Here is an 18,361-nt window from a genome sequence, read left to right as displayed (position 1 = left end):
ACCAGAGGCAGGGTTTAATCTTAAAACATGTACTGCTTTTCAGAAGTCATTATAGGTCAAATAATTTACCTGGGTTCATCACTGCATTTGGATCAAACACTTGCTTTAACGCTTTCATATATTCAATTTCTTCAGCACTGCGGGTATAAGCTAAATATGGCTTTTTAGTCATACCCACGCCATGTTCAGCTGAAATCGAACCGTCATACTTTTGTACTGTATCAAAGACATATTGGTTCACCACTTGGCATTTGGCAAAAAATTCATCTTTGCTTAAATCTTGTGGCTTCAAAATATTTAAATGTAAGTTACCATCACCAATATGACCAAACCAGCAAATTTCAAAGTCTGGGTAATTGTTTTGTACAATTTCTTCAATATCTTTAATAAATGCCGGTACATGTGTGACAAGCACAGAAATATCATTTTTATACGGCGTAAATGGTGCAATCGACTCAGAAATATCTTCACGTAAACGCCATAGGCTTTCTACTTGATCTAAACTTTGACTAAGTACCCCATCAAGCACCCACCCTTCTTCCATGCAATGCTCAAAAATTTCCATCGCCTTATCCATAATAGGTTCATACGGCGCTTCAAATTCAAGTAATACATAAAATGGACATTCGGTATCAAATGGGCGTTGCACATGACCATGATCTAACACTTTCTGCATAGCAACTTCACCAAAGAACTCAAATGCAGTTAGGTCTATTTTACTTTGAAATGCATGTAAAATTGGCATCACTGCGTCAAAATCTGGCACACCTAATACCATCACTTGCAAATCTTGCGGTTGACGGTCTAATTTGATCTCAGCCTCAGTCACAATGCCTAGTGTGCCTTCACCACCAATAAATAAGTGTTGCAACGCATAACCTGTAGCATTTTTAATCATGCCTTTATTAATACGTAATACATCACCTTTACCCGTAACAACGGTCAGCCCCAACACCCAATTACGTGTCATGCCATATTTAATGACTTTAATACCACCTGCATTAGTCGCAATATTGCCACCCATTTGGCTTGAACCAGCAGAAGCAAAATCGACAGGATAATACAAACCTTGCTCTTCAGCGTACTGTTGTAATTGCTCTGTGAGCATACCCGCTTGAACACGCACCATACGGTCAGCAGGAAAAAAGTCTACGACCTGATTCATTTTATCTAAGCTAACAACAATCTCACCGTTAGCGGCCACTGCACCTGCAGATAAACCTGTACGTCCGCCCGATGGCGTAATGGCCAATTGATTTTTATTAGCAAACTGTACAATCTGTTGCACTTGCTCTGTAGACGTTGGAAAGACAACCACAGAAGGTTTAGGATCAAAGTGTTTGGTATAGTCACACCCCCACGTTTGTAAACTTAAATCATCTGTCTTAATACGGCTTTCACCCACAATAGAGCTTAGTTCAGTCAATAATTGTGGCGATAATGGTGCTGCAATATTCATCAAGGCAAACCCAGCAAGAAATAAACAAGTTGTTACGCATTATGTTATCATACTGCGACCAACATTTGGCCTTTCTAGCGGAGCCGTAATGAGCCAACTTCTTTCTCTTGATAAAGACAAAATTCGTTTTTTATTACTAGAAGGTGTACACCAAAATGCAATTAACACTTTAAATGCAGCTGGTTATACCAACATTGAATACCACAAAACTGCCCTTGAAGGCGATGCTTTAAAAGAAGCCATCAAAGATGCACACTTTATTGGTATACGTTCCCGTACTCAACTGACTGCTGATATCTTTGCATCAGCAGAAAAATTGATTGCTGTGGGTTGCTTCTGTATCGGTACCAACCAAGTTGATGTTGATGCTGCCATGGAACTTGGTATTCCTGTATTTAATGCCCCTTACTCAAACACACGTTCAGTAGCTGAGTTAGTTTTAGCAGAAACGATTTTACTGCTACGTGGCGTACCTGAAAAATCAATGAGCTGTCACCGTGGTGGCTGGCAAAAAACTGCTGTGGGCTCATATGAAGCTCGTGGTAAAACACTCGGTATTGTCGGCTACGGTTCAATTGGTTCACAGCTATCTGTACTTGCTGAAAGCCTAGGCATGCAGGTCATTTACTATGACACTGTAACCAAATTACCAATGGGTAATGCACGCCAAGTCGGCTCACTTGATGAACTACTTGAAACTGCTGATGTCGTAACTTTACACGTACCAGACTTACCATCAACACGTAATTTCTTCACCAAAACCCAATTTGACAAAATGAAGCAGGGTTCTATCTTCTTAAATGCTGCACGTGGTACATGTGTCGTGATTGAAGACCTTGCTGATGCCATCAAATCTGGTCATATTGCTGGTGCTGCTGTAGATGTCTTCCCTAAAGAGCCTAAAGGCAATAGCGAAGAGTTTCAATCACCTCTTCGTGGCTTAGACAACGTGATTTTAACCCCTCACGTAGGTGGTTCAACCGTTGAAGCTCAAGCCAATATTGGCTTAGAAGTGGCTGAAAAATTTGTAGCTTACTCAGACAAAGGCATGACACTTTCTGCGGTCAACTTCCCAGAAATTGCTTTACCATTGACTGAAGGCAAACACCGTTTATTACACATTCATAAAAATGTGCCAGGCGTATTGTCTAAAGTAAATACACTATTTGCTGAACAAGAAGTGAACATCTCAAGTCAAACACTCATGACTAAAGGCGATGTCGGCTACTTGATTATGGATGTAGATGCTTCTGCTTCAAAAGAAGCATTAGATATGCTACACCAAGTCCAAGGAACCATTCGTATTCGTGTTTTATTTTAAACACCAATATTAGACTAAAGAGCCACAACGTTGTTGTGGCTTTTTTATTCATTCATCACGGTGCAAGATGCAAAATTCTCAACACAGTCACTATGCAGGTGCAGTTCTACTACTGATTATTTCTATTTTTAGTATTCAATTCGGTAGTTCATTTGCCAAAGTTTTGTTTCAATCACACCATGTTTTGGTGGTTGCAGTCATGCGTTTAGGATTTGGTGCAATGATCTTGGCCTGTTTCAGTAAACTATGGCAGATGCAATTTCGCAACATCGTTTGGAAAAACATGTTGATCTATGGCTCATCTTTGGCCGCCATGAATGCTTTATTTTATCTCGCTTTAGCACGCCTTCCCCTTGGTATTGTTGTGGCGATTGAATTTCTTGGCCCTTTAAGTGTAGCCCTGTATTACGCCAAACAAAAAACTGATTTTATTTGGGTGGGTTTGGCTGTGATTGGTATTATTCTACTGATTCCCTTTAAACAAACACAATACGCCTTTGACTGGCTCGGTGCATTATATGCATTAGGTGCAGGTACTGGTTGGGCTTTTTATATTATCTCAGCAAAAAGAAATACAGGCATATCTAACCAACATACCGTTGCACTTGGGATGATGCTTGGTGCATGTATTATTTTTCCTTTTGCATACTTCACAAGTACCATCAGCAGTATTTTCAATGTACACGCTTTAGGTTATTTTCTAGTGGTCGCAATACTTTCCGGTGCATTGCCGTTTTCACTCGATATTATGGCACTCAAACGCTTACCTCCTTTAGTCTTTGGTACAATGACCAGCCTAGAGCCAGCGATTGCCGCCATCATTGGCTTTCTTTTTTTACATGAAAACCTACTCTTTACGCAGTGGATTGCACTGTGTACGATTATTAGTGCATCTATTGGCTGTACTTACTCAATACAACGCAGTAAAAAACAACGTATCTCAGAAATACAACAACTTTAAATCATTGACACAACGCTGTGACTGTTATGCCAAATAATTACCCAATGGCCGTGGTTTATATGATTTTATCCATGGTCTCATATCAAATTAGTGCATCCTTTGCCAAACAACTGATGGAACAACTTGACCCAATCAGTGTCACTTTACTTCGCATGTTTTTTGCTACGGTGATTGTTTGTGTCATGTTCAAATCTTGGAAAATTATTCCGCAGTTAAAAACACTCAAATGGCGAAATTTACTCATTTATAGCTTTTCACTAGGGCTGATGAATGCTTTATTTTATTTGTCTCTTGGCAAGTTACCACAAGGCATTGCTGTAGGCTTAGAGTTTCTTGGCCCGCTGGGTTTAGCTTTTTTATCTATACGTAAAATATCTGATTTTTTTTGGGTCATTTTAACCATTATCGGTATTGGCCTCATGGTACCTTGGACCCAACTCAATACCCTTGAATTTTCATGGTTTGGCGCCGCTTGCTCACTGGGTGCAGGCCTATGCTGGGCATTTTATATTTATTACGGACAACGTGTCGTTAAACTCAATATTGGTATGCATGCACTGAGCATTGCCTTAGTCATTTCTACACTTTTTTTACTGCCGATCAGTGCTTTTCAGCATAGCCCTGTCTTTACTCACCCTGAGTTTTGGTGGTCTGGTATGATCATCGCCATACTGGCAACAGCCATTCCCTACACGCTCGACTTACTCGCATTAAAACAGCTATCTAGTATCAGTTACGGCACACTGTCTAGCTTATCACCTGTATTAGCTGCATTGTCTGGCTTAGTTTTTTTACATGAGTTTATTTCGCTCACACAGTGGATTTCTTTAATACTCATTATGGTGGCTGCGATTGGGGTCACATTAAATGAAAAAAATAGCTGATTTACTCAGCTATTTTTTTCATCGTGTATTACATCGTCAGTGTTTGATACCCAATACGACAAATTAACACGCTTACAAGTACTAAAAATATTTTACGAACAAAGCCACTGCCATACTTAATCGCCACACGCACCCCAACGACTGAACCCACTACATTGGCCATGGCCATCATCAAACCAATCGTTAGTAGTACATGCCCTGTGGGTGCTAAAAAGCTTAAAGCCGCCAAATTAGTCATAAAATTACCAATTTTAGACAATGCAGATGCATGTAAAAAATCTACCCCTAAAAATCGAATAAAGAAGAAAATAAAAAAGCTACCTGTCCCTGGGCCAAAAATACCATCATAAAACCCAATAATCAGACTACCAATGGCTGCTAAAATGAGAACTTTTGTTGTCATCTCTAACTGTGTATGCACCTGACCGAAGTCTTTTTTCATAAACGTATAAATGGCAATCACAATCAGCATAACCAACACAAAAGGGCGTAAAACCGACTGTGGAATCATAGACAAACAAGCAGCACCTGCAAATGAACTCACCAAAGCACATATTGCAATAATAATTAGTAGTTTCCACTGCAACTTTACTTTCTTTGCAAAAGTATAGGCGGCCGATGCTGTACCAAAAATAGAGGATAATTTATTTGTACCAATCACAGTTGCCGTAGACATCTGCGGAAATGTACTCATTAAACCGGGAATCTGGATAAGACCACCACCACCAACAGCTGCATCTATTGCCCCTGCAGTAAATGCAAAGCCAATTAAAGTAATGGCTGTAAATACATCAATATCCATATCCGATCCTGTTATTTAATTTAAATTGAGTACACGCTTTGGTACTAGACGTTTTTTATTGGTAATTTCAGCAAGCCCTAAACAGCGTTCACCATCAAAGACCAATACTTTTTCTGCTTCTTCTGCATCGATATTACTTTCTAAGCCATTACAAAAATAAGAGGCTCTACCTTCTGGTACTTGTACTTTTGGTAAATATGACACCGCTTCAAAAGCAGGGAGTAATAATTCTTCTCGTTGCTGTTCAGTTAAGCTTTCCAAATATTCAATGGTATATTCTGGAATAATATGAAAATGTCCTGTCGCTGTACGATGCAAGGCAGACAAATGTGCGCCACAGCCAAGTGCTTCACCAATATCTTCACCTAATACACGGATATAAGTGCCTTTTGAACACACTACATCTAAAGTGAGCGTATTTTCAGTCCATTCAAGTAGCTGTAAATGCTCTACAAACACGGGACGTGGCTCTCGCTCTACCGTAATACCCTGCCGTGCAAGTTCATATAGTGGACGACCTTGTTTCTTTAAAGCCGAATACATCGGTGGAATTTGTTGCGTATGACCACGAAAAGTAGCCAATACTTGCTCAATTTTTTCTTCTGTTAATACTGGAACAGGACGCTTGTGTAAAATTTCACCCTCTACATCACCTGTAGTTGTGGTTTCACCTAACTTCAACGTGGTCTGATAACGTTTTACCGACTCTAATAAATAATGTGAAAACTTAGTCGCCTCACCCAAACAAATCGGTAAAAGCCCTGTTGCTAAAGGGTCTAATGCACCTGTATGACCTGCTTTTTCTGCACGAAATAACCAACGTACTTTTTGTAATGCTGCATTAGAGCTTATATCCAAAGGCTTATTAAGTAGAAATACGCCATGAATACGACGACGTGCTATTTTTTTCTTTTGTACAGACATGATTTATACCACCACTAAACAGCCCGCTATATTAACAAAGCACTTTATAATCATCAGCAGAATTTTAGATTTTTATCAAGAATGTATTGAATGATAGATGTAAACTTTCCTAAAACGATAAATTCAAATCATACCTAGACTATATATCACTCATTTTTGCCAACTCTTATGACGTCATCATATTTTCATTCACAATGCCTGATGGTCAATATCGTAAAGTCTATATTTTACTTATATCTACCGGATAAATATATTTTCTATGCAACAGTACAGTCGTTATTTTAAATGAAAATTAAAGCATAAAAAATGCGCCTTAATTGGCGCATTTTTGAATATCTCTTATTTTGCTTTACGTGCAGGAAGCTTTTCACGAATACGTGCAGCTTTACCAGACAATTCACGTAAGTAGTAAAGTTTCGCACGGCGTACATCACCACGGCGTTTAACTTCTACTTTAGCAACGATTGGTGAATGTGTTTGGAATACACGTTCAACACCAACACCGCTAGAAATTTTACGTACTGTAAATGCTGAGTTCAAGCCACGGTTTTTCTTTGCAATAACCACGCCTTCAAAAGCCTGAAGACGCTCACGGTCGCCCTCTTTTACTTTTACTTGAACAACAACTGTATCACCTGGTGCAAATGCAGGAATATCTGATCTTAATTGTGCATTTTCAACAGCTTGAACTAAAGGATGTTTACCACTCATTGTGGGAATCTCCAATAATGCGGCGAAGGTTTAATCTTCTCAACCGCTGGGGATAGAGGCTAAATACGCGTATCGACCCGTTTATCTTCCCCTTTACCATTTAAAATGTGTAAAGAGCCTATCTGATTCACTTAATGATTAACTCATTAAGCTTTAAATTCTTTCAGCCATTTTTTTTGCTGCGTTGTCAGTGTAGCTTGTTCGACCAATTCAGGACGACGCTCAAGCGTACGCTGATAGCGTTGTAAAAAACGCCATTTTTCAATATTACCGTGATGCCCAGACTTAAGGACTTCAGGTACAGTAATACCTTCAAAATGATCAGGCTTTGTGTATTGTGGGCAATCGAGTAAACCGTCCACAAAAGAGTCTTGCACCGCAGACAACTCATCAGACATGGTATTTGGCAACCGCCGAATAAGTGTGTCTAATAAAACCATCGCAGGAAGTTCACCACCAGACAAAACGTAATCACCAATAGACCACTCTTGGTCTACATAGCGCTGAATTAAACGCTCATCTACACCTTCATAGCGTCCACAAAGTACAATCATACCGTCATAATCGATCAGTTGATGTACCTCATTTTCATGAAGTGTTTTTCCTTGCGGCGACATATACACAACAGGTACATGTTCACAGCCTGCTTGCTTTGCAAGTTGTTTGGCATGATGAATTGCTTTTGCCAAAGGCTCAGCCATCATAACCATGCCAGGACCACCACCAAATGGACGTTCATCCACTCGCTTGTAGTGACCTTCTGCAAAATCACGAGGGTTAATACAGTGTACTTGTACAATGTCTCGTTTTATTGCACGGCCGCTAATGCCATAGGCTGTAATCGCTTCAAACATTTCAGGAAAAAGCGTAATGACTGCAAAAAACATCGCAGATTCCTCTATTCCCTGCTGTTCCAACCCAATACAGGGTTAATAATCTACGCCCCAGTTGACGTAAATACGACCAGCTTCTAGATCAACGTGTTGTACAACGTCTTTATGCCAAGGGATCATGCGTTCTTCCGAGTCAATGCTATCTGGGGTTGCGTGAACCACCATGACATCATTTGCCCCTGTTTCAAACAACTCATAGATGCGACCAAGATTAACATCCTGCTCTTGCTCATCTAAACTCAAAACGGTTAACCCTTTTAAGTCAGACCAGTAATACTCATCTACGCCTGCTTTTGGAAGTTGTGCTTTATCAACCCAAATTTCAGCACCCACTAAAGCATCTGCTGCAGTGCGATCACTCACACCTTTTAATGCAACAACAAGGCCTTTACCATGTGGTTTCCAACGTTTTACACTCATTGTTTGCCAGCCCTCTTTGGTTTTAACCAACCAAGGAAGATAGTCAAACATATTGCTCATAGGTTCTGTATTTGAATACACCCAGAGCCACCCATTTAGTCCATATGCTGAACGTAACTGCCCAATCTGTATATGATTTTCGGGTACATTCTGTGTTGGTTTCATGGGCTATTACCTACAACTTACGCAACAACAGTTGCTTTTTTAGCTTGAGCAGCTAACGCAGCAACACGCTCAGAAGGTTGAGCACCTTGAGCAACCCAGTGTGCATAACGATCAACATCTAAACGAAGTTTTTCCGCTTGACCTTGAGCAGTTGGGTTAAAGAAACCAATACGTTCGATGAAACGACCGTCACGTGCATTACGGCTATCTGTAATGATCACTTGATAAAACGGACGTTTTTTAGCACCACCGCGTGCTAGACGAATTACGACCATGTTAATACTCTCACATGTTGATAAAACTTTCTAAGCTCGGCTGAGCCTAAAAAGGCGGTTATTTTACGACATATTCTTGTAAAGTGAAAGGTCAAAGTTTGAGTTATTCACAAATTTGAATTTTAGAAGTTAGTTTGTCCAAGTCGATTGTTTAAAATTACATTCAGTTTGACCTTGTGTCCAAGATCTTTGTCCATCTTGGTTTAAGCAGACCCAGCCATTGCCATTTTGAGTTCCACTAGTCTCTGGTTTTGCTGTAAGCGTATAGCCCATTTTGTCTGTATCTACGTCTAAAGTAAGGTTGTATTTGGCAACACCCTGACTTGGATAATTTGCTGTCCCCCCCACACTAGCAAGCGTTGCTCCACTATACGTACGGTTAATCGCAATATAACTTTGTAACCGAGTCGCAACTCTCATCATTTCAGCTTGTACATCTGCTCGATTCGTATTCACTACATGATTGGTATAAGAGGGATATGCTATGGCTGCAAGCACGCCAACAATAGCAACCACAATCATGAGTTCAACAAGGGTAAACCCTTTTTGTTTTACATTTACCATGCTTCCGCCCCCGTACCACAGCCTGTTTTGTCTATATTACTAAATGTAGTATTTTTACAACGCGTACCACTACTGGTCATTAAGAATGAGGCTTGCTTAGCATCTGATGTCGTATTTTGAGCCACTATGGACCAATCTAAGCCAGTTGTATCCGTACTCGTCAACAGTTTTCCAGATTGGTCTGTAAGTGTAAAGGCATACCCCTGAACTGTACCCAAAGTAGAATTATAGTCAATATAGCTAAAATTTCGTGCCTTGTAGCGTTCTAACAAGACACTTTCATTTTGCATTGCCTGTACTGCCCGCTCTTCATTCACCTTGCGTACATAGGCCTGATAACTTGGCATAGCAACTGCCGCTAAAATAGCAACAATTACGACCACAATCATCAGCTCAATTAAGGTAAAACCTCTATTCATCATTGCGATCACCTAAAAATCACTGCCCCACCTCAGCCCAACTTCTCGGGATGATTTTTTGATTATTTTTATACTTGTTAAATGGATTTGTGCCATTTAGAACAGAAGCCACTGTAGACACCAATGTACGGTCATAACCATCTGCTGCTGGAGATACAACTGATGGTGCAACTATTCCTACACCAATTTCATTTTCTTTAACACCACCATTACACTGACCATAAGGCATACAGAATAGACTCACAGAACTTTTACCTTTCACACCCGCACCACATGCACCAGATACGCCATTTTGAGTATTGTTAAATGTTGTCACATACATATCATTATTTACAATGATTGGCATTTGAGAGACTTTTCTCGTTTGTAATGCATTCACAGAAGTCGTTTTAAACCCATAGTACCAACCTGCCGATGTCTCTACGTTTGCATCACCCATGGCAACAATTTTTTTGGCAACACTCGTATTATTAAGTGTTGCATCTTGGCTACTTAAGCCATCCACATCAGTATAGTAATATTTGCCCTGATTATTCTTATCTATATTAAAGAGTCGACTTTTAACGACATCTTTATCATAGATATTGTAAATTGCATCGTCTTTATAGTTACTATCTGTGGTATTGAACATCGGAGAACTTCTATTACCAGATCCAATTGAAAGTACTGCAAAGAGCTGATTATCTTTTCTATATAGTGAAAATGCAGGCATATCATAAAAGCGTGGGCTGTACGGACCATTATTTAAGTTCATTAAGCGAACAGGTGTTTTGGCAAAAAGACTGCTGTCTGGTGCATTGTTATTTAAATCTATACGCCATACTTGCCCACCTAAATCACCAAAATACAAGTGATCTACTAAGCCATCTAAATTTCGATCGACCGTTCGAATTTGACTCACTACACTATATTTCATCTCTGGTGCTGTCGTATATTGTACTGTTGCACTGGTATTACTTGCTGTCGCATTCGCTCCAGCCCACCACAGCAATTCACCTGTCAGTGCATCAAACATATAAACGCCCGCACCTTGCTGCGTCGATTGATTATATGATGGGGATTCATACCCAGCATATGTCCCCTTTTTACCCACAGAGTAATCAAAATAACCATCACCACCGTAACCGCCTGCGTCATATCCTCCACTAATAAACAGCACAAGACGTTTTTTTTGATTCCAGTTTACCCAACCCACTGTTGGTTTTGCCCAGCTTTGCCCTAAGAATGCCAACTCAGGATAATTTTTCGCTGTCACATCACTAGATTTGGAAAAGACTTTTTCATTTTGTGGACCAACCCTAAATAAAAGTGATGGATTGTCCATATCTTTGAGATCAAGCGCATAATAACCACGCCCCCCCATACGTAAGCCACCATAAATAATTTGCTTACCCACAGCATTATTTTCACCCTCTCCAACAGTCACACGCCCAGCACTGCTGTCTTTACTCACGTATTCGGTATAACTGGTCCACGGGGCATCTATGCCATAAAACAGACTTCCAATACCATCAGATGTACTATCTACTTTAGAAAAAGCTTGTTTTTGTGTATCAATAATCTCACTCGGTACAAAAGCAAATTTTTCAACACCACTCACCGCATCCACGACGTGAAGTAACCCTTGTGTTGTACCAAAAACAATATAATCTTTGCGCTCTTTGGTCACAATATTATTATTTTCAACCTTAATAATCCCTTCATTGGTCAGCAACAGCGGTGATGAATGCAAAATCGAACCGACCTGTCTTAATTCATCAGTGGCTTTTAAGTCATTCATGGTACTCGGTACATTATTTAAATCAATATTAAAGCCAAGTAGTGATAATAAATAACCTTTTTCTGAGCTCGAACCTTGTAAGTCCGTCATACCAATTTTTCTTAAATTGTTGGTGGCAAACCCATCACGGTTCGTCCACACCACTCGGTTAAACTCACTGTCATTTTTAACGCCTAATGGGAGTCTGGCTTTGCCCCCTCCAACCAAGTCAGTTGAACTCTGTGCCCAAAAATCATAATTACTAATAATTTCACCGGCACTATTTTGAATGTTATTTTGATTTTGGTCTTTTAAGAAACCTCCATCGACCACATATTTTTTCAAATTACCCAACCAGAGTTGATAGTTTTTATCTGGTGTAGGTTGAAACTGCGAAAAATACGCGGTATTTCGAAGTGCCAATGGATTTAAGTTATCTATTGGTACTGTTGCCGATCCTGTGGTCACTGGCGGTACTTCGCCTGTGGTGTTATTAATAAATGTGTTTACACTGGTTACAACATCTTGTGCATTCGATCCAACATACCAGCCACCTTGGCCATACACGCCCCATTTGGCCGCATTTTTTACATTTGGTCCAGCATTAGAGTTATTAATATTATCAATATTTTGTTGCTGTGTCAGCGACGGACTATATGAGGTTAAACCATTAAATTCACTACCAAAACCAACCACTGCTGTTTTAATTTGACGCCCTAAAGGATTTTTAGTTTTATCTAACAAAAGCTGTGAAAAGTCACCAATACATAACCATGCATTATCATCGCCATATACCCTCGGCCAGCCAGACTGATAAATATCATAATAATTACCTTTAATTTCAGACAATTTAAGTAGATTTGCCGAACAAATTTGTGAAGAAGCATAACTAGGTGTTAATGCATTATTCATGATATTTTTTGAACGCTCTGGCGTTGTTGCATTTGGTTGACCATCTGTTAACACATAAATACCTTGGCCAGTACATTGTGTATTACCACTATTGAATGAATCTGGTTTTTTGTATTGTGTCGCAGAATTTTTAATATCTGCCGCTACCGCATAATCCATGCCACTTACATCAGAAGGTTTTGTCGTCGTACCCATCAGATACGCTGCTACCTCAGCATAAGCATGTGCTGTTGGTGTACCATTATATGCACTTAACTTCGCAATCTGTGCTAACAGCGTTGTTCTTTGATCATCATTACCACTGACAGTCGCACTCAACGGCTTTGCGGGATCTATAATATACCCACTTCGTCCTTCCCCATTATAAGAAAATGCAGCGAGTCCAATCACCTTATCATCTGAGAGTCGTGACACAATTGATGAACCCTGCAATACCGCAAACATCCCATCTTTGACTTTGGTGATACGGTCATAAAATTTTTGTTCACTGTATTGTACATAATAGGTTGTAGAGCCCGATGTAATGGTTTTATAGTTGCTTAATTCACGAGTTGACGGTGTTGGTATACTGTAGTTGCAATCCGCTTGACTAGTTGATGGTGGATTCCCCCACCAGTAGCTTTTACAACTTTGAAAGGCACTTCCATAACGATATGTGGTTTTTTTATAAAAATATGAGATATTGCTACCCGTAGGCTTAACACTACAGTAATTCCGAGTATATAAGGGGGTTGTTGTTGAATCTTCTGACTGAGTACTAACGAAATCATATCCACTTGGTATATCACAAGCACTCTTACCTGCGATATTAGCCGCCATACTCCCAGAAATATCTAAGAGAAACATGATCGTTGGTGCTGACTTTGTTCCTGCCTGATAAATTTCAATATCACTACTATGGCTAGCCTGTGTTCCCCCACAAGCCATGATCAATAAACCAATCCACTGAGCATTTTTAAAAGTCAGTGTAATACGTTGATTTAAATTCATATTTATCATTACACGACTCTCTACACTCGTTGATAATCAGTTTGGATTAAATTGTAATCACTATATTGCGTTGAAAACGGAACACCCAATTCTTGTAAGCAGGCTGAAATGCTTTTCAAACCAGTTGCTGTTGGTGTTGATGTCACGGGAGCGACTGGGTTGTTCATATGAGAATTAAGACACGCATTAATATCTGTAGCAGATGCTGTAGACATACTCGGCATTAAAGACACCGCATAGACACGAATCACCTGATTATTCTGTGTATTGCTTGCACTACCAGCAGTTGCATTGAGTGACTGGGCATCGGTACCCACGGTATACCCTGTAAAAGCACCAGATTCACTAGATGTGGTAGATGTACCAATATTTTGGATAGACACTTGCGTTAAAATTGCATTACGGCCACTGGTAAAAAAAGTACGATTCCCTTTACTCACTTGACAGTACCCCAATGTACCAGACAGCGTTCCATTTGGCGCAGATGCACCATCTTGCCACTCTATCATGCTGTATTGCGTCACATTAAAAAAATCTGCACTATTTTTTTGATAACAAAATACAATTTCTGGCGACTTAGACATACTGTTCATAGAACGCCCTAAATTACCACTAATGGTAAGAATAAGTGCCTGAGATGCATTTTGTACTTTCATTAAAGCCGCATCAGAGCTTTGAAACAGCAATTGTCTCGCCTGAGCATTGGTTGCAATGTTTAATGAGGTCATGCTTTGTCTAACAATCATTGCTCCTATCATGGCCGTTAAAACAAGTACACACAATACAATAACTAGGGTCGCCCCCTTTTGGGTAGATAGACTGTTCTTCATAGTCAAAGACCTCCACCAATTGCATTACGCAAAGCCACTGTTTGCTCTAATACAACACGCAGGTTGTTTGTTTGTTTATCTGTTGTAAGATCACTCAATTGAACTGTCCGATCCAATACACGTACACTTTGACCTTGATTTAATGCAATATTTGTTCCTACCGTTTGGTTTGATCTCAGCAAAATTCCAAGTTTAACGCCCACAATATTATCTACACCATTGTATTGGTTAATCGCAACGTCATTTAAAGCACTGTCACTGCTTCGTTGAACAGATAAAAGAACGCGTAAATAATCCACGCCTGGCATGATTAGCTGAGCATTAGATGCTAAACTATTCACATTACCCCCTCGGTTTGACGCACAAACCAGCCCACCATTTTGTCTGACAAAATAGCGCTCAACAACATATCTACTCTCTGTCACTTGCTGTCCAGTACAGTCAAAAAAACGTTGGTTAACTTGGTCTTGCGATACAAAATACTGTATTGTTAATTGATCACTATTTACAACATCAATATGATTAGATGCACTTTTAGTTGCTTCATTTAATGTTACTAAATCTGAGCTGACTCCCACTAGGTTTTTACCACTCAACACAATTCCACCATTGGCTGAGTCATTATTTACAGTCGTTCCACTCCCACTAAAATTTGATTTTCTTATATTTCTTACCATATATTCTAGTGAAAAGTTTGACCCATCTTGAATTTCAGCAGTGGCTTGTTGTAACGCCTGACTACGCTGACCTGAAAGAAATAACATTAAGGCAATCGATGAAATCATTGTGCCAAGCAGTAGAGCTACCATGAGTTCAACCATTGTAAAGCCTTTTTGCATGTACATTAAAAGACCTCCATGACGATACATTTGGCGTTATCGCGGTATGTAAAACCATTGGCACTACTGACGGTACAAGAGTTTAAGTTTTCAGAATTTGCTGTGCTATTACTTGGTAAAGTTTTTCCCCATGCAACATAAATACACTGTTTACCATTTGAACCACTTGGACAAACTTGCATACTCATTGACATCCCTAAAGCCAGTGCATTGAAATAAGATTGTTTCACATCAAAGTCCGCTTTTTGAGCAGGAGTACAGTAGTTATTAAAACAATTTGAACCACTTTCTTTTTGACTTGTGGTGGTTGCCATTTCTGATGTATATGTCAAAATTTGTGCACTATTTATTCTTATTTTTTCAGCTAGATCTCGAGCAACATTTATGGCTAAAATACGATTTGATGCTTCTGCTCCAGCTTCAGAGGCCCTTAACTGCAAGCCAACAAAGCCTAAAATAGCAATCGATAGAATGAGTAAAGCCACTAAGACTTCAATCATCCCCACCCCCTTTTGCACCATAGAAAACTTCATCAACACACCCCATTTGCTGTCAATATGACCGTGCCAAAACGCGTTAAAGTAAAATTACTGCTCTGTGAAATTTTGCTATTACATATTGAAAAATTAGTATCAGAAGCTAAATTAGTCACCCCAACCAAATTGAATGTAACGCTGGCCAAATTGGGTGCTTTCAATACATTGTACCCAGACGGGCTCCAATTCAAAGTATCTGCAGTATCTGTTGTTTGACTATTTAAAGTTACCGTGACATCACGCCTTAAAGCAACGGCTTGGCTACGAGCCTTTGACAACTGTGCAATTAAACTTTGCATGTCCCTATTCAAACGCTGTCGTTCTAGCATATTCGAGAAAGAAGGTACTGCCATAGTGGCAATAATAGCCATAATTGCAATGGTAATCATTAGTTCAATCAGTGTAAAACCTCGTATGAATTTCAACAATACCCCCAAATAAAGTCAGCTCCAACAGCATGATAAAAAAAAGCGGACACTAAAGCCCGCTTTCATTGTATGCTGTTTTCGTTAAGATTGTACTACTTGTATTCTTAATTCTTTCGGTAAACTAAAAGTAATGTTCTCTTCACGCCCATCTAATTCTTGCGGTGCTTGTGCTCCCCAATCTTTTAAACGCTGAATCACCTGTTTAATTAAAATTTCTGGTGCTGAAGCCCCTGCTGTCACACCAATTTTACTATTGGGCTTAAACCAATCTGCTTGTAGCTCTTGTGCATTGTCAACCAAAAAAGCCGTTTTACCCATACGCTCAGCAAGCTCTCTTAAACGATTGGAGTTTGAGGAGTTTGGAGAACCCACCACCAACACCACATCACACTGCTCGGCTAGATCTCTGACGGCATCCTGACGATTCTGCGTGGCATAGCAAATATCATCTTTACGTGGCCCTTTAATTTGAGGAAATTTCTCACGTAATGCATCAATCACTTTGGCTGTATCATCAATAGAAAGCGTCGTTTGTGTAACAAAAGCCAAATACTCAGGATTAATGACCTCAAGTGCAGCAACATCTTGCTCATCTTCAACTAAATAAATTCGACCACCATATTGCAAGTCATATTGCCCCATGGTGCCTTCAACTTCCGGGTGACCATGATGTCCAATTAAAATTGCCTCTCGTCCCTCTCTTGCATATTTGGTCACTTCTATATGTACTTTCGTGACCAACGGGCATGTTGCATCAAATACTTTTAAGCCACGGCGTTTAGCTTCTTCTTGCACCGCCTTTGACACACCATGAGCACTAAAAATCACAATGTTGTCATCGGGAACTTGATCAAGCTCTTCTACAAAAATTGCACCACGTTGACGTAAATCATCAACGACAAATTTATTATGTACCACTTCATGTCGCACATAAATTGGGGGATCAAAACATTCAAGTGCTCTGTTCACGATGGCAATGGCACGATCAACCCCTGCACAAAAACCTCGTGGATTCGCCAATACAATTTCCATAAAATCCTCAATCACACTCGAAATAACTGATTTTTTGCGTTTATACGCCATTCAAATCAAATAAACTATTCAGTTTAGCGACAGTCTACTTTAAAATAGAGAAGATATTTTATCATATCAGGAAAATATCATGTCAGGCCTCTTGTTTGTTGTTTCTGCTGCATCAGGAACAGGCAAAACCTCTTTGGTAAAAGCCCTACTTGAGCGTGTGACCAACTTACACGTATCTGTATCGCACACCACCCGTGGCCAACGCCCTGGCGAACTCAACGGTGTTCACTACCACTTTACCTCAAAAGATGACTTTCTAAACCAAGTCAAACAAGATGGCTTTATTGAATATGCCGAAGTATTCGGTAACTATTATGGTACATCTCAAGCCACTGTACGCCAGCAACTTGAACAAGGCCATGATGTCTTGCTCGAAATTGATTGGCAAGGTGCAGAACAAGTACGCCATATTTTCCCACAAGCCAAACAAATCTTTATTTTACCGCCAAGCCAATTTGACTTACGCCAACGCCTTTCAAACCGAGGCACAGACAGCGTAGAAATCATTGAGCACCGTTTAAGCTGTGCCGTTGAAGACATGCAACAATATACACATTTCGATTACGTGATTATTAATGATGACTTTAACAAAGCCTTACATGACCTTGAGTCTATTGTGAGTGCAAATCGACTAAGTATGCAACAACAAGCCATACGCCATCAGGCACTGATTGAAAAATTATTACGTGCAGAACAATAAGGTCGCTTGAGTCTGGCCGAAAAGCGATTTATAATGATCGACTTGGTTAATTTTAACTCACACTAGAGATATATTATGGCACGCGTAACCGTTGAAGATTGTTTAGAACATGTAGATAACCGCTTTGAGTTAGTACTTGTAGCTAGTAAACGTGCGCGCCAACTGTCACGTCAAGGTCTTGAACCAACTGTTGAATGGGACAATGACAAACCAACCGTCGTTTCACTACGTGAAATTGCACTTGGCCATGTAACCAAAGACATTTTAAAGCAACGTGATCAAGACTACCAACGCTCTAACTTAGACCTTGCTTTATCTGCAAACAACTTAGGTTTAGACAACTTTTCATTTTAAGTCTACATCTAAAAACAAAGCCTAGTCCGTCATGCTAGGCTTTTTTTATTGACTAATTTCCAACCAATATGGCTAAAAAGATGATATTGATTGGAAAATACACTGACTTTTAACACAGAAAATTTGACAAAT

The 18,361-nt window shown here is 39.8% G+C and carries 20 protein-coding genes; 5 read left to right on the top strand and 15 right to left on the bottom strand.

What is annotated here, in order from left to right; all coding sequences use genetic code 11:
• Positions 1-49 precede the first annotated feature (49 nt).
• Positions 50-1,459, bottom strand: a complete 1,410-nt coding sequence (locus I2F31_RS09320) for an FAD-binding oxidoreductase (protein ID WP_195768919.1) — start codon at positions 1,457-1,459, stop codon at positions 50-52.
• An 88-nt stretch (positions 1,460-1,547) separates the two neighbouring features.
• Here I2F31_RS09320 and serA point away from each other — a divergent pair, with 88 nt between their 5' ends.
• The 3 genes from serA (at position 1,548) to I2F31_RS09305 (ending at position 4,625) form a co-directional block, all read left to right on the top strand.
• Positions 1,548-2,780: a phosphoglycerate dehydrogenase gene (gene serA / locus I2F31_RS09315; RefSeq protein WP_195768918.1), complete on the top strand. Its 1,233-nt coding sequence runs from the start codon at positions 1,548-1,550 to the stop codon at positions 2,778-2,780.
• A gap of 67 nt (positions 2,781-2,847) precedes the next feature.
• Positions 2,848-3,741: an EamA family transporter gene (locus I2F31_RS09310; protein ID WP_195768917.1), complete on the top strand. Its 894-nt coding sequence runs from the start codon at positions 2,848-2,850 to the stop codon at positions 3,739-3,741.
• Between the two features lie 26 nt (positions 3,742-3,767).
• Positions 3,768-4,625: an EamA family transporter gene (locus tag I2F31_RS09305; RefSeq protein WP_195768916.1), complete on the top strand. Its 858-nt coding sequence runs from the start codon at positions 3,768-3,770 to the stop codon at positions 4,623-4,625.
• Positions 4,626-4,653: 28 nt separating this feature from the next.
• Here I2F31_RS09305 and I2F31_RS09300 read toward each other — a convergent pair whose 3' ends face one another.
• The 14 genes from I2F31_RS09300 to ispH form a co-directional block, all read right to left on the bottom strand.
• Complete coding sequence (locus I2F31_RS09300) at positions 4,654-5,427, bottom strand: sulfite exporter TauE/SafE family protein (protein WP_195768915.1); 774 nt, start codon at positions 5,425-5,427, stop codon at positions 4,654-4,656.
• A gap of 15 nt (positions 5,428-5,442) precedes the next feature.
• Positions 5,443-6,351 carry a tRNA pseudouridine(55) synthase TruB gene (gene truB, locus I2F31_RS09295; RefSeq protein ID WP_195768914.1) on the bottom strand — a complete coding sequence of 303 codons (909 nt, stop codon included), beginning with the start codon at positions 6,349-6,351 and terminating at the stop codon, positions 5,443-5,445.
• A 339-nt stretch (positions 6,352-6,690) separates the two neighbouring features.
• Positions 6,691-7,062 (bottom strand): 50S ribosomal protein L19, encoded by a 372-nt coding sequence (gene rplS, locus I2F31_RS09290; protein ID WP_195768913.1) that lies wholly within the window; start codon positions 7,060-7,062, stop codon positions 6,691-6,693.
• A 146-nt stretch (positions 7,063-7,208) separates the two neighbouring features.
• The gene (gene trmD / locus I2F31_RS09285) at positions 7,209-7,949 is read right to left on the bottom strand and encodes a tRNA (guanosine(37)-N1)-methyltransferase TrmD (protein ID WP_195768912.1); all 741 of its coding nucleotides are present in this window, start codon (positions 7,947-7,949) and stop codon (positions 7,209-7,211) included.
• 42 nt (positions 7,950-7,991) lie between these two features.
• Positions 7,992-8,540, bottom strand: coding sequence for a ribosome maturation factor RimM (rimM, locus tag I2F31_RS09280; RefSeq protein ID WP_195768911.1), 549 nt, complete (start codon positions 8,538-8,540; stop codon positions 7,992-7,994).
• Positions 8,541-8,557: 17 nt separating this feature from the next.
• Positions 8,558-8,815 carry a 30S ribosomal protein S16 gene (rpsP, locus tag I2F31_RS09275; protein WP_195768910.1) on the bottom strand — a complete coding sequence of 86 codons (258 nt, stop codon included), beginning with the start codon at positions 8,813-8,815 and terminating at the stop codon, positions 8,558-8,560.
• Positions 8,816-8,944: 129 nt separating this feature from the next.
• Positions 8,945-9,379: a type IV pilin protein gene (locus I2F31_RS09270; protein WP_195768909.1), complete on the bottom strand. Its 435-nt coding sequence runs from the start codon at positions 9,377-9,379 to the stop codon at positions 8,945-8,947.
• Positions 9,373-9,798 carry a type IV pilin protein gene (locus I2F31_RS09265; RefSeq protein WP_228285103.1) on the bottom strand — a complete coding sequence of 142 codons (426 nt, stop codon included), beginning with the start codon at positions 9,796-9,798 and terminating at the stop codon, positions 9,373-9,375. Before I2F31_RS09265 ends, I2F31_RS09270 begins: the two co-directional genes overlap by 7 nt.
• A gap of 19 nt (positions 9,799-9,817) precedes the next feature.
• A complete protein-coding gene (locus I2F31_RS09260) occupies positions 9,818-13,459 on the bottom strand; it encodes a pilus assembly protein (RefSeq protein WP_195768907.1) in 3,642 nt (1,213 codons plus the stop codon).
• Between the two features lie 20 nt (positions 13,460-13,479).
• Positions 13,480-14,289 carry a pilus assembly protein PilX gene (locus I2F31_RS09255; RefSeq protein WP_195768906.1) on the bottom strand — a complete coding sequence of 270 codons (810 nt, stop codon included), beginning with the start codon at positions 14,287-14,289 and terminating at the stop codon, positions 13,480-13,482.
• A 2-nt stretch (positions 14,290-14,291) separates the two neighbouring features.
• Entirely contained in the window at positions 14,292-15,134 is an 843-nt protein-coding gene (locus tag I2F31_RS09250; protein ID WP_195768905.1) for a PilW family protein, read from the bottom strand.
• The gene (pilV, locus tag I2F31_RS09245; RefSeq protein ID WP_213014855.1) at positions 15,134-15,661 is read right to left on the bottom strand and encodes a type IV pilus modification protein PilV; all 528 of its coding nucleotides are present in this window, start codon (positions 15,659-15,661) and stop codon (positions 15,134-15,136) included. Before pilV ends, I2F31_RS09250 begins: the two co-directional genes overlap by 1 nt.
• Positions 15,661-16,089, bottom strand: a complete 429-nt coding sequence (locus I2F31_RS09240) for a pilus assembly FimT family protein (RefSeq protein ID WP_228285101.1) — start codon at positions 16,087-16,089, stop codon at positions 15,661-15,663. Before I2F31_RS09240 ends, pilV begins: the two co-directional genes overlap by 1 nt.
• Before the next feature lie 84 nt (positions 16,090-16,173).
• Entirely contained in the window at positions 16,174-17,124 is a 951-nt protein-coding gene (gene ispH, locus I2F31_RS09235; RefSeq protein WP_195769026.1) for a 4-hydroxy-3-methylbut-2-enyl diphosphate reductase, read from the bottom strand.
• Between the two features lie 130 nt (positions 17,125-17,254).
• Here ispH and gmk point away from each other — a divergent pair, with 130 nt between their 5' ends.
• Both gmk and rpoZ read left to right on the top strand, forming a co-directional pair.
• Positions 17,255-17,875 (top strand): guanylate kinase, encoded by a 621-nt coding sequence (gene gmk, locus I2F31_RS09230; RefSeq protein WP_195768903.1) that lies wholly within the window; start codon positions 17,255-17,257, stop codon positions 17,873-17,875.
• 75 nt (positions 17,876-17,950) lie between these two features.
• Complete coding sequence (rpoZ, locus tag I2F31_RS09225; protein ID WP_092748667.1) at positions 17,951-18,229, top strand: DNA-directed RNA polymerase subunit omega; 279 nt, start codon at positions 17,951-17,953, stop codon at positions 18,227-18,229.
• The last annotated feature ends 132 nt before the right edge of the window (positions 18,230-18,361 follow it).

The sequence above is a fragment of the Acinetobacter rathckeae genome, assembly GCF_015627125.1.
Taxonomy (GTDB): Bacteria; Pseudomonadota; Gammaproteobacteria; order Pseudomonadales; family Moraxellaceae; genus Acinetobacter; species Acinetobacter rathckeae.
Note: the sequence above shows the minus strand (reverse complement) of the source record. Positions and strands in the feature narration are given on the sequence as shown.